Genomic DNA, 12,699 nt, shown 5'->3' with positions numbered 1-12,699 from the left:
TCAACAAAAATAAACGGCTCTCCCCACACAGAAGAGAGCCGTCCGTTCATTACTTCTTCGCGCCAAAGATCGCGTTAAATTCCTTCAGCGTTTCATTACGCTTGCCATAAACAGTGGCAGCATCAATCTTCAGAATTTTCAAGTCATTGATCAAAGGACGATTGGCAGGGACGTCGGAACGGGCCGGCATCAGATAGGTAGCAGCAACCATCTTCTGACCTTCGTCAGAAAGCATGTAATCAATAAACTGCTTGGCTTCGTCCTGATTTTTCGACCATTTGAGGATCATGGCCGGACGCGGCGCAATAACCGTGCCCGACGATGGGAAAATCACATCAATCGCTTCACCCTTGGCTTTGCCAGAAAGCGATATATAATCAACAGCGCCAAAAACAGCGGCCTTGGCACCCTGAAGCACAGGATTCAAAGCTTCAGCATTGGCACCGGCTGCAATTGCACCATTTGCCTGAAGGTTCTTGAACAAGTCCCAGCCCTGCGTTTCCGAAAGTGCTGAAACAAGTTCAAATGTTGCACCCGATTGTGCCGGATCAGGCAGATTGACCAGATCCTTATATTCCGGCTTTGCCAGATCAGACCATTCGGCAGGTTTTGGCGTTTTGCTATTCGGATTCCATGCAATAGCGAGCGCCGATACGCCCTGTGCAACAGCAGTTTCATTCTTCAGAAAATCAGGAACTTTTGCAGCATTGGGGCTGGTATAAGCCACAAGCCAATCACGCTTGGCGAAATCAGTTGCTGTATCCCAGGAAGCAGAAATCAAAACATCTACCACAGGATTGGCCGCTTCAGCTTCAATACGAGCCATGACCTTGCCGGTTGTTGCCTGAAAGACATTGACCTTTGTACCGGTCTTGGCGGTAAAGCCGGCAGCAAGGCCTTCAATCAGCTTACCCGGACCAGCCGAATAAACTGTGATATCAGCGAATGCTGCCGTGCTTGCGAGCAAAGCTGCAGCAAATGCCATGCTTGCGCCGAAAAGGGACTTCTTCATAAATCTCTCCTGAGATGCGGGATGTGAAGTGATGAGTTAGAGTCAGGACCTAAGCGAACCAGCGAAGCTGTTCCGCATCAATTGCAATACCAACCGGAACGCCCGGAGAATGACGAGCGGTGTCAAGATAGGTCAGCTCATGCCCTTCATTGTGCGAACCGATGCGTACAGTTGTGAGATGCCCATCGCCGCGGAATTGCGTACGCAAAACAGTTGCAGGAATGGATGCATCACTCATGGCCACACTGCGCACTGAACGTGATGGCAAAAGAACATGCGTTGCCTGTGGGGGAGTTATCTCATGGGACAAATGAATTTCTGTTTGCGCAATGCGATAACCCGCGCTCGCACGCTCCACAGGCATCACGCAACCAAGCCGTAAGAAATCAGCAACGGCCGGTGTTGTCGGCTGCGCTACCAGAACCTCGGGCGCCGCCAATTGCTCAATCACGCCTGCACGCATAATAGCGACCTGATGCGCCAACGAGAAAGCCTCGCTCTGATCATGCGTGACATAGATCGCAGTCAGCCCAAGATTAGCGACAAGCTGACCAATTTCACTGACCATGTTTTCACGTAATTCGCGGTCAAGATTAGAGAGGGGCTCGTCAAACAAGACAAGACCGGGTTCAGCCACAATTGCACGCGCAATCGCTACGCGCTGTTGCTGACCGCCGGACATATCACTGATTGAACGATCACCGAAACCGGCAAGACCAACCCGGTCCAATGCAGATTTTACACGTGATTCACGCTCAGCCCGTCCAACGCCACGCATCTCAAGCGGAAAGGAAACATTCCCGTAAACCGACATATGCGGCCACAATGCATAGTCCTGAAAGACCATGCCAAGATGACGCTTTTCGGGCGGTGCAAAGCGTCGGCTTGCAGCATCGGCAACCTTTTCACCATTAATGGTGATGGATCCTGTTGTCGGAGCCAGCAAACCAGCCACAAGGCGCAGAAGAGTGGTCTTTCCACATCCTGATGGGCCAAGCAATGCCAGCGTCTGACCTTTTGGAAGAGTCAGATCGATATTTTTGAGAATAGTGTTGCTGCCATAGGCCAAACTTAGCCCTTCGGCCTGAACTGCAACATCATTATTTATTTTAGCTTTGTGTAACATAAGTGTGCAATCTTAATGGTTTGCGCACTTCTAGTCTGACTGCATGACAAAGCGATGACAAAAAAGACATCATAATTTCACGAGCAATTTTTAATGATTAAAAAAGCAATGACTGATAATCAGGCATTGCAGAAATCGACACCAAACAAACCAGTCAGCCGATCATAAGATTTATCTTTTCAGCAAAACAGTACTAATCGTGTTAACCGCCAGATCAATATGCAGAAAATTTTATCTGAATAATTAATTATTATTTTTATTATAAAATATTAATACAACTTTTGATTTTTACGTTACCGCACGAAAAATTATTAATAATTAACTATTTATATCAATAAGACTTTGAAACATATGATTTTCATGTAAAAATTAACTTTACATAACAACAGGTCTGTGGGGATGCGTGCTTAAATTCCAGAACAGTGTTCTTGAGTTAATAGCCAAAGGCAAACCGCTTGAATATATTCTTCAGCGTGTTTGCCTAGGAATGGAAAAACTTCTCCGCAAAGCACGTGTCATGGTTTGCTCAGTAGATTCTGCTGGCATGTTGCATACAATCGCAGCTCCGCATTTTCCTGAAGTCTATTGTAACACTTTAAACAATATTGTAGTTGGCCCTGAAGTAGGGTCTTGTGGCAGTGCTATTTACTATAATGCACCGGTCACAGTTGCCGATATCGAACATGATCTGAAATGGGCCACCTATAAAGATCTGGCTCTTTCGCTTGGGCTACATGCCTGTAGCGCTGTACCAATCAGAGATGAAACGGGCAAACCCATTGGTGCATTGTCCGTATATTTCACTGAAAAACATAAGCCCTCAAAATCTGAACAACGCCTGATTAATGCCACCGCCCAGCTTTGCAAACTGGCAATGGCACGTGAAAATCGTATCCTGAGTTATGAACGCCGGGCAACCGTTGATGCACTGACCGGTTTACCAAATCGTGCTGCTTTTGACGATGCCTTGTCACAATTGCGCTGCGAACTTGCCGGCAGCTGGGCACTCTTTGTCATTGATGTCGACAATCTGAAAGTCACCAATGATACATTTGGCCACCAAGTTGGTGATTTCCTGATCAAGACAATTGCAACGCGTGTTTCAACTTCACTTGCGCCAGATATCACCTTTCGCACCGGTGGGGATGAGTTTACAGTCATCATACAAAGCCATAAGGCACTTTATGATCTTAATCGCACGTCAATGCTGGCTTTTAAAGCATTGTCTTCGCCCGTTGAGTTTCAGGGCCAGACCATACTTCCGCGCGTAACAATTGGTGGAGCCGTCCTCGCATCGCAAGACACACAGCCCGAAATAGTCCGCAGAAATGCTGATCTTGCGCTCTATCACGCTAAAGAAACCAGCCGCGGCAGTTTTGTGCGTTATCAACCCAGTGTTGAAACGAGGATCACCCATAGACACAATTCCATCCGCCAGGTACGCGAAGCACTTGAGCAAAAAAGGATTACAGCACATTACCAACCCATTATAAGGCTTGATACAAACGAGATCATCGGCTTTGAAGCGCTCAGCCGTATGACAACATTGGATGGCGAGATTCTCGCTGCTTCCGTTTTTCAGGAATCCTTTTCAGACGTTCATATCGCATCAGAAATTACACAGCATATGCTGACAGTCGTTGCACAGGACATTCAACGCTGGCTTGACCTTGATCTACCTGTTCAACATGTAGGGGTAAATGTAACGGCCGCAGACTTCTATGTCGGCAATCTTTCCAACTTTGTCGCCGAAACCTTTGGCAACTACCATGTTCCGTTAAAACACCTGATTATAGAAATAACAGAAAACGCCTATATCGGGCGTCGGGACGACGTTGTAATCTCCGGCATTAAACGCTTGAGAGAACAAGGCGTTCGCATCGCACTCGACGATTTTGGTACTGGTTTTGCCGCATTAGCGCATCTGCTGACAGTACCAGTAAATATCATCAAAATCGACAAATCTTTCATATCCCGTTTAGCGCCCGGTGATCCCAGCATGGCAATTGTCAAAGGCATTTTACAAATCGCAAAAGACCTTGACATAAGACTGGTTGCAGAGGGCATAGAGACACTGGAACTTGCTCAGAGGCTAAAAGAAATGGGATGCCTGCTAGGACAAGGCTATGTTTTCTCCAAAGCCGTCAACTTTGAAAAGGCAACCGAGCTTCTCCGAAACCATGGACAATACGCCTCTGTTACGGATCCTCTTCAAGCAATAAAATAATCACCTCGATATTCCAGCTTCATGAATACTGGCATTAAGTCTTCAGCAAGCCAGGAAGGCTTTGGCAAACTGGCAGCGGTCGACGTGGGCAATAGTCTTTTCATGATAGGTAACCTTGTGTTTTGGCTCGTCAAAGGGGGTAATTGGCAGACCATTGCTCAAGGACGGTCTTATAAGGTTTAATGAAGTGCTCCTGAGCGAGTTTTCCCTGCTCAACAGCAAGGCGGCTACGCTCTTCACGATCATAAACAATGCGCGTCAATGAGTAGTCCTGATACTGAATATCTGGCTGAAAGCAGGCCCCAGCTACCGAATTTGCATTGTAAATCTCGGGCCGATAGATCTTCTGAAAGGTTTCCATTGTGCTGATCGTGCTGATAAGCTCAAGGTTGGTATAGCCATCAAGAAGATCGCCGACAAAATAGAAGGCAAAAGGTCGACAAGCACCTTTAGTGTTGCATTTTCGCGGTATGCTGAAATAAATTTTCCTGATTTAATACAGAGTTTCTGGAACTAATTTTCAGTTCGTGATCTCAAATCGGATTGGTGATTTGTATCCAACTGCAAAATGTTTTCAGTTGGGATTTGAAATATGATCGATGTGGAATTGTCCCCTCTTTATCACATTTGGCACGAGCAACTGACAGATCATTTATTTTGAAGGATATCCGTATATGCTCACCCGGCGCATCAAGTGCAGCAACTTCGCGGGGGACGCGACGCTTATAAAATAGTTTCCATTGCGCTACTGGAGGTGCCTGTCAGGCCGTTTATCTTCGTGTTTAGGTGACATTAAGACGTTCCCCAAAGGCGTGTGTGGCGCAAAATGTGGAACAAAAACCGAGAAAAGCACAATAGCGATTTCTCGCAAGTGCTTTTTATGTAATAAAATTAATAAGTTAGGGGAATTTAGATGGTACGGACGGGTGGATTCGAACCACCGACCTCAGGAGCCACAATCCTGCGCTCTAACCAACTGAGCTACGACCGCGTACCTAAATCTCAACGAACATTCTTGTGATGCGCGTCAACTAGGGGTCACATACGGAGAATCGATCCATATTGCAAGCCATTATAATAATCTTTTCGAAGAAATCCCCGTTTGTTAGCAACAACTCAATAATCATTAAAATTGTAAGGATTATGCTCATCATATTTTATGCATGACTGCACACGACGCTGAATAATGCCCTGATAATGGCCTGGCACATAAAATTGCCATAGCCATATTAACTAATGGAACAGAAAGTCAGGCCCATATCGAATGGAAATATGGACCCGAGCCCAGAAGAAGCTTATTAACAGTTTGTTAAAGCCTAATATGGGGCATTGGAAGAGCAGTTAAAGGATCGGTATGTCAGGATCATACCCCTTCATAGATATAGCCGCGTTGGATCATATCCGCGAAGGCTTTGCCAGAGGCGATGCGCAGCTCGTGTTGACGCGCGACCTGTCGAAAGTTCTCTGGATCAATGGCCCCGGTGCCAGGCTGTTCGGATTTGAACATATTGAAGATATTATTGGCAGTGAACTTGAACTGCCCGTTACAATGCGTCGTCAGATCACAGATTCCAGCACCGAGATAAATGGTGCCTCGCGTATTGTATCAGTGCGCCTGAATGCAGGACTTCGTTCCGAACTCGTACGTCTTCATGTTTCGAGCATTACCATGCCTGATGGCGTCGAAGCACTATTGCTTGCATCGGAGAAAGAGGCATCTCCCCCTGAAGCTATTATTGCTGGCTTTGGCAGTGAAACAACGCATATTGCCATGCTTGATGCCAAAACCCAGATGATTTCTGCAAGCAAACGCTTTGCGATGCTCGATATTGCTCTTTCAACCCTTGAAGATCTGATCATCGAAACGCATGACGCACCCGAGCGCATCGTGAAACGCCGCATTCGCGCCGGTAAAAAATCGGTACCTGGAGCAATTACCCGGCTTACGGATAATCCAGCCATATATTTGATTTGCATTCTTGAAGAAACGCTCACGCCTGTAGACACGAAAACGCCGGCATCTGCGCCAGCTTTGGCGGCAGTCATACAGGATAATGCGCCCGTTACTCCCAAAAACTTTGTTTTTGACCCTACGGGTGCACCTGCCCGTTTCATCTGGAAAATTGATGCTGCTGGGATGTTTACAGAAGTATCACCGGAACTGGGCAATATCATTGGCCCCAATGCGGCAGATATTATTGGCAGGCGCTTTACAGAAGTCGCCAATGTTTTTGGTTTCGACGCATCTGGTGACATTGCTGAACTTCTGGAACAGCGCAGCACATGGTCTGGTAAGAAACTATTATGGCCGGTTGAAGGAACCAGCTTGCGCGTGCCGGTCGAGCTTGCCGCATTGCCCGTTTACTCGCGCAATCGTGAGTTCGTTGGTTTTCGCGGTTTTGGCCTCGTTCGACCACAGGATGCAGAAGACGACCCTGAGGCAATCGGCATGGTGCTTGCAGGTGGTCAACCCTTGAAGCGTGAAGCGGCGCCGACTGTCCAGGAAATGCTGAGCGCCGATGATGATGACGACATTCTGGCTCTATCAGAAGAAATTGCCAATGATGACCACCCCGAAGCAAGGCGTAATGAGACAGACTCACCTACACTTCCGTTTGAACTGACCCCTAATCCGGGCCGTCGTGAATCTGACAAGGTTATCGAGTTGCTCAATGCAGCCGCTCGCGGAAAAGTAGAAGCTGATCACGCAAAGCAGCATAAAAAAGAGCACCGGCCGGAAGGTGGCTTAACCGCCACAGAACGCAATGCGTTTCGCGAAATCGCAGATCGTCTGCGCAAACAGGGGCTTGCCAATGCGCATCAGGAAAACGAAGCTTCGGTAGAGGACGTCAGCCATCCAAAACCGACGGCAGAGCGCATCGAACATGTAACCCTTGTGTCTGAGGCACCATCATCCGATGAGCATGCAATAAAAGATGCAGGATCGGCCCAAAAACAACACACTGACGAAACAGCCCTTCTCGCCAGTCTGCCCATTCCTGTCATCATTCATTCTGGTGATGTGATTCATTATATCAATCAGGCTCTTCTAGACCGGACAGGTTATCGCGCACTGCCAGAAATTCAGGAAGCTGGCGGCATTGCTGCACTGTTTAACAGTAACATTGATGACGGCGACAAATCTGAGAGTATGGTTCTGCGCCATGCAAATGGCAGTGAAGAACCGGTAGAAGCGCATTTGAATGCCATTAACTGGCGTAATGGCCGCGCCTTGATGCTCAGCCTTTTGCCACGGGCAAATAACCCGGCATTATCAGAGGTTGAAAATACGACCAGCCAGGAAACCCAGGCTCTCCAGGGGCATATAGAAGAACTCAAGACCATTCTTGATACAGCCACGGATGGTGTGGTTCTGATTGATCCTGAAGGGCGAATGCGTTCGATGAACCATTCTGCGGCAGCTCTCTTTGGTTATGATCAGGCTGAGACAAAAGGCAAGTTCTTCTCAATGCTGTTTGCGATCGAAAGCCAGCGGGCGGCAATGGACTATCTCCATAGTCTTTCCGATAATGGCGTGCTCAGTGTCCTCAATGATGGGCGCGAGGTGATTGGCCGCGAAGCACAGGGCGGACTTATTCCGCTCTTCATGACTATGGGAAAGCTCCCTCATACAAATGGATATTGCGCCGTTTTGCGTGATATAACCCAGTGGAAACGCACCGAGGAAGAGCTGACCAATGCGCGTCGTGAGGCCGAGCGGGCATCCAGTCAAAAAACAGAATTCCTTGCACGCATAAGCCATGAAATTCGTACCCCACTGAACGCAATCATTGGTTTTTCCGAACTGATGTCTGATGAAAAATTCGGCCCAATCGGTAATGAGCGTTATCGCGACTATCTGCGCGACATCAACCGTTCAGGCAATCATGTGCTGGCACTGGTCAATGATCTGCTCGACATTTCCAAGATTGAAGCTGGTGCGCTTGATATGCAATTCGAAGCGGTTTCACTCAATGATGCAATTGACGAAGCCATCGCTTTGATGCAGCCACAGGCCAATCGCGAACGCATCATTATCCGCTCAAGCTTCCAGTCAAACCTGCCGGATATTGTTGCCGATGCCCGGTCGATCAAACAGGTCGCTCTCAATCTTCTCTCCAATGCCGTGCGTTTTACGGCGACAGGTGGACAGGTCATTGTTTCAACCAATTACGAGTTGAATGGCGATGTCGTGATGCGTGTGCGCGATACGGGTATTGGCATGACCAAGGCAGAAATCGAACAGGCGCTTAAACCATTCCGTCAGGTCAACACATTGCAACGCCGTCAGGCCGAAAGTGCAAAAGACTGGCGCAATGAAGGTACCGGCCTTGGTCTGCCTCTGACCAAGGCGATGGTCGAGGCCAATCGTGCACAATTTGCAATTGACTCTACCCCGGGTCAGGGCACTGTCGTGGAAATCATTTTTCCACCCACACGTGTTCTTGCTCAATGATCTGGCATAATGATCTGGACAAGATTTAAAGCCCAGACAAAATGCCAGCATCTATCAGCAGGAAAATCTCATTTAATCCTATGCAGGAATCAGCATAGGTGGCTTTGCTTTGCCAAAGTGCTAAGCTAAATTATGCAATATGTTTCACTGATAGGATGATTGATGCGCTGGCCTCGATTTATGCGCCTTATTATCGCGCTCGTTATTCTGGGTGCTGCGGCGATCGCAACCCTGCTTGCGATCATACCTTTCATCGTCTCCACTGACGCTATCCGTATTCGTGTTGCGCAGGAGATCAGTGCATGGACAGGCTATAGTGTTGAGTTGCGCGAAGCACCACGGCTGCGCGTATTCCCGGTTTTGCGTGCTTCGCTTGACGGCGTCACACTGAGCAAAATGTCCGACCAGAGCAGCAAACCCTTTATGAGTGCCGACCGCATTGAAATCGAGCTTTCGCCGCTTGATGCTATCATGGGAAGGCTGTCATTCTCCGAGACCCAGATTGTCAGGCCGCATTTCAATATTGGCGGCCCGGTCGATAATTTTGAAGAACTTCTGAATGCAATCGCAAATTCGAATGGTCGACTGGGCACAGCAATACGCGCCCAGCGCAGTTTGCAGCAAAATGGTGCAGACAACAAAACTATTGCCACCCAGCAGGCTTCCCAGCCTTTCGGACGTGTTGTCATCCGTGATGGCACGATTTCGTTCTACCCGGAAAAGCAACAGCCTGCACGAAAAGAAGAACAGCAGATCACAAAGCTCAATGCCACCCTTGAATGGCCGCGCACATCAAGTGCTGCAACACTTCGCGGCAATGCATTATGGCGTGGTGAAAATACCCAATTCAACCTGACAGCCGCACAGGCATTGCCACTGCTGGCTGGCGGCACATCCGATGTAAATGCAAGCTTCTTGTCAACGCCTTTGAACATCACATTCGAAGGCAAGGCCAACATTTCCAATAATCGTTTCTTTGAAGGCGCCTTAAGCGTCAAAATGCCTTCCTTAAGCAATACGCTGCGCTGGTTCGCTCTACCGCCCGTCGCAGGCAGCACAGAAATTGGCAGTTTTTCACTCAATTCAACAATCACTTCAACCGCCCATCGCCTTAAGTTCGATAATGTCGAAATGACAACGGATGAAAGCCCGGCAAAAGGTGTTATCGAGGTTGGCTTTGAACAGGATACGCCGACAATCACCGGAACACTGGCCTTTGAAAAGCTGGACCTGCGCCGCCTTTTTTCGATCTTCGTTCCTTTACCCGAAAACCAGCCGCGTTCACCAAGCGAACGGGATCTGAATGAACGTGACATAATCAATACCAGCTTCATCAATCGCTCCGAACTGGATCTGCGCCTTTCCGCACAAACTGCAACTGCCGGCCCCGTATCAATGGCTGGCGTAGCTGCGGCAGTGCAGATCAGAGGTGGCCGTGCAATGTTCGATATTGGTGATGCCAAGGCATTTAATGGTATCCTTCAGGCCAATCTCCAGATCGTACGCGATCTCAAAACGGCAAGTGGAGAATTGCGATTCAACGCTTCCGACATCGATAGCTCGCAGCTCTTTGCAGCACTTGGTTTTGACAAGCCTTTCATCAATGGGAAGGGCAATGTTTCACTGTTTATGAAGGGCCCGGCCAATCGCTGGTCGGGCTTGCTGGACAATGCTCAGGGTAATGTTTCTGTGCAGTTGAACAATGGTCAGATGCAGGGCTTTTCAGTTCAGGATTTTCTCTCCAAAGCGCAAAGTCAGGGCTTTTTTGCCCTTGCACGACAGGAAAATGTTTCTCTAGCTTTTAATCGTCTTGATCTGAAAGCAAACCTTTCGGATGGTGTTGCATCGCTGGAAAACGCAACATTGGTCACGGCACAAGGCACACTCAAGCTTGCTGGCATCGTGCCATTCGTCGATCGCAGTCTGGCACTGAGCGGCGAGGTTATCTTTCCTGATAGTCAATTGCCGCAACAGCAGGAAAACACAGATGGCGAACAGGTCCAGACAGCGCCAATAAAACCACCATTGCATTTCTTTGTTGGCGGCTCATGGGACCGGCCATTCATCTCCCCATCAACGGCAGGCATTGAAATGGGGCAATAACCTGCCCCATTTGTCATTTGATAAAAATCAACCGATGCGGAATGTCGCCTGTTCATCACGGCGGCGCTGTACTTCACGGCGCTTGTTTACGATTGAGGCAATGATGACTCCCGTCGTCACCAGTGCAATCAAAATGGTACAGACCGCATTGATTTCTGGTGTCACACCCAGCCGCACCTGCGAATAAATCTTCATTGGCAGTGTGGTTGCTCCCGGGCCCGACGTAAAGCTTGCGATAACCAGATCATCAAGTGAAAGCGTGAATGCCAACATCCAGCCTGAAACGACGGCAGGCAGGATGACCGGCAGGGTAATTTTCATAAAGGTCGTAACAGGTGGAGCACCAAGATCCATCGCCGCCTCTTCCAGCGAACGATCAAAGCTTAACAGACGTGACTGCACAACCACCGCCACAAAGCACATTGAGAAGGTAATATGCGCAAGCGTTACGGTCCAGAACCCGCGGTCAAAATTCATCGCCACAAATAATAGCAGCAGCGATAGACCGGTAATGACATCCGGCATGACCAGCGGCGCATAGACCATGCCTGAAAACAGGATGCGCCCACGAAACCGCGTATAACGGGTCAGCGCAAGCGCTGCCAATGTGCCAAGCACAGTTGCAATCGTGGCCGACAAAAGTCCGACGCGCAATGTGACCCATGCCGCATCCATCAAGGCCTGATTACGGAAAAGTTCAACATACCATTTGGTCGAAAACCCCGCCCAGACAGTTACAAGGCGGGATTCATTGAATGAATAAATAACCAGCAGAACAATCGGCAAATAAAGAAAGGCAAAACCGAGTGCGACTGAGGCAATATTAAAGCGGGACCAACTGTTGTTCATCTTATTTCCCCTTCTCCTGCTGGCGTGCCTGCACCTGCTGGAAAATCACAATCGGTACGATAAGCAAAAGCAACAGAACCACTGCTACTGCCGACGAAACCGGCCAGTCGCGATTGGAGAAGAACTCGCTCCAGATGGTTTTACCGATCATCAGCGTCTGCGATCCACCAAGAAGATCAGGGATCACAAACTCCCCAACTGCCGGGATGAACACAAGGAAGCAACCTGCAACAACACCCGCAAGTGACAATGGGAAAGTGATCTTCCAGAATGCTGAAAATGCTGTGCAGCCAAGATCCTGTGCCGCTTCGATCAATGAATAGTCCATTTTTTCAAGCGACGAATAGATCGGCAAAACCATGAACGGCAGATAGGAGTAAACAATACCAATGAAGATTGCCGTATCCGTGTTCAGAATATTAAGCGGCGTATCAATGACATTGAGCCACATCAGGAACTGGTTGAGCAGGCCTTCCGGCTTCAGAATACCGATCCACGCATAGACACGGATAAGAAACGACGTCCAGAACGGCAGAATAACCAGCATCAGCAAGGTCGGCCGCAGGCTTTGCGGCGCACGCGCCATACCATAAGCCATAGGATAACCGAGCAACAATGCCAGCAATGTCGATATGGCCGCGATCCGAACACTGGATAGATATGCTTTTATATAAAGCGGGTCATCTATCAGCCAAAGATAATTGTCGACAGACAGCTGCTTCACACGTTCCCATGCAAGACCAAAGCCCTGTGTGAGATCAATAACCGGCTGATAAGGCGGGATTGCCATCGTCACTTCAGACAAGGAAATCTTGAAAACGATGAAGAATGGAACCAGAAAGAAAATCAGCAGCCAAAGATAAGGCACTGCGATCACAAGACGGCTGGTTATGGAAGCAATCAGCTTTTGCATTTGCTTCCCCTCC

8 protein-coding genes and 1 tRNA gene are annotated in these 12,699 nt (G+C 48.5%); 3 read left to right on the top strand and 6 right to left on the bottom strand.

Annotated elements, in window-relative coordinates; all coding sequences use genetic code 11:
- Positions 1 to 49: 49 nt before the first annotated feature.
- Together FHY56_RS00440 and FHY56_RS00435 are read right to left on the bottom strand one after the other, a co-directional pair.
- Entirely contained in the window at positions 50 to 1,012 is a 963-nt protein-coding gene (locus FHY56_RS00440; RefSeq protein WP_140903220.1) for an ABC transporter substrate-binding protein, read from the bottom strand.
- A gap of 49 nt (positions 1,013 to 1,061) precedes the next feature.
- The gene (locus tag FHY56_RS00435; protein WP_140903219.1) at positions 1,062 to 2,138 is read right to left on the bottom strand and encodes an ABC transporter ATP-binding protein; all 1,077 of its coding nucleotides are present in this window, start codon (positions 2,136 to 2,138) and stop codon (positions 1,062 to 1,064) included.
- A 403-nt stretch (positions 2,139 to 2,541) separates the two neighbouring features.
- Between FHY56_RS00435 and FHY56_RS00430 the strand changes: the two genes are divergently transcribed.
- Positions 2,542 to 4,365 (top strand): sensor domain-containing phosphodiesterase, encoded by a 1,824-nt coding sequence (locus FHY56_RS00430; protein ID WP_140903218.1) that lies wholly within the window; start codon positions 2,542 to 2,544, stop codon positions 4,363 to 4,365.
- 130 nt (positions 4,366 to 4,495) lie between these two features.
- Here FHY56_RS00430 and FHY56_RS00425 read toward each other — a convergent pair whose 3' ends face one another.
- Entirely contained in the window at positions 4,496 to 4,837 is a 342-nt protein-coding gene (locus tag FHY56_RS00425) for a putative oxygenase MesX (RefSeq protein WP_235889402.1), read from the bottom strand.
- A 442-nt stretch (positions 4,838 to 5,279) separates the two neighbouring features.
- A tRNA-His gene (locus FHY56_RS00420) sits at positions 5,280 to 5,356 on the bottom strand.
- 363 nt (positions 5,357 to 5,719) lie between these two features.
- Between FHY56_RS00420 and pdhS the strand changes: the two genes are divergently transcribed.
- Both pdhS and FHY56_RS00410 read left to right on the top strand, forming a co-directional pair.
- Positions 5,720 to 8,821: a cell-division control histidine kinase PdhS gene (gene pdhS / locus FHY56_RS00415; RefSeq protein WP_140903217.1), complete on the top strand. Its 3,102-nt coding sequence runs from the start codon at positions 5,720 to 5,722 to the stop codon at positions 8,819 to 8,821.
- A 162-nt stretch (positions 8,822 to 8,983) separates the two neighbouring features.
- Positions 8,984 to 10,924, top strand: coding sequence for an AsmA family protein (locus FHY56_RS00410; protein WP_140903216.1), 1,941 nt, complete (start codon positions 8,984 to 8,986; stop codon positions 10,922 to 10,924).
- Between the two features lie 27 nt (positions 10,925 to 10,951).
- Here FHY56_RS00410 and FHY56_RS00405 read toward each other — a convergent pair whose 3' ends face one another.
- Positions 10,952 to 11,773, bottom strand: a complete 822-nt coding sequence (locus tag FHY56_RS00405) for an ABC transporter permease (protein WP_140903215.1) — start codon at positions 11,771 to 11,773, stop codon at positions 10,952 to 10,954.
- Between the two features lies 1 nt (position 11,774).
- The gene (locus tag FHY56_RS00400; RefSeq protein ID WP_140903214.1) at positions 11,775 to 12,686 is read right to left on the bottom strand and encodes an ABC transporter permease subunit; all 912 of its coding nucleotides are present in this window, start codon (positions 12,684 to 12,686) and stop codon (positions 11,775 to 11,777) included.
- Positions 12,687 to 12,699 lie beyond the last annotated feature (13 nt).

The sequence above is a fragment of the Brucella gallinifaecis genome (genome assembly GCF_006476605.1).
Lineage (GTDB): Bacteria > Pseudomonadota > Alphaproteobacteria > Rhizobiales > Rhizobiaceae > Brucella > Brucella gallinifaecis.
This window is presented reverse-complemented; position numbering and strand designations above follow the sequence as displayed.

Excerpts from the sequence above, each read along its gene's own strand:
- FHY56_RS00440 (WP_140903220.1), bottom strand. The coding sequence starts at position 1,012 with ATGAAGAAGTCCCTTTTCGGCGCAAGCATGGCATTTGCTGCAGCTTTG.
- FHY56_RS00435 (WP_140903219.1), bottom strand. The coding sequence starts at position 2,138 with ATGTTACACAAAGCTAAAATAAATAATGATGTTGCAGTTCAGGCCGAA.
- pdhS (WP_140903217.1), top strand. The coding sequence starts at position 5,720 with ATGTCAGGATCATACCCCTTCATAGATATAGCCGCGTTGGATCATATC.
- FHY56_RS00410 (WP_140903216.1), top strand. The coding sequence starts at position 8,984 with ATGCGCTGGCCTCGATTTATGCGCCTTATTATCGCGCTCGTTATTCTG.
- FHY56_RS00405 (WP_140903215.1), bottom strand. The coding sequence starts at position 11,773 with ATGAACAACAGTTGGTCCCGCTTTAATATTGCCTCAGTCGCACTCGGT.
- FHY56_RS00400 (WP_140903214.1), bottom strand. The coding sequence starts at position 12,686 with ATGCAAAAGCTGATTGCTTCCATAACCAGCCGTCTTGTGATCGCAGTG.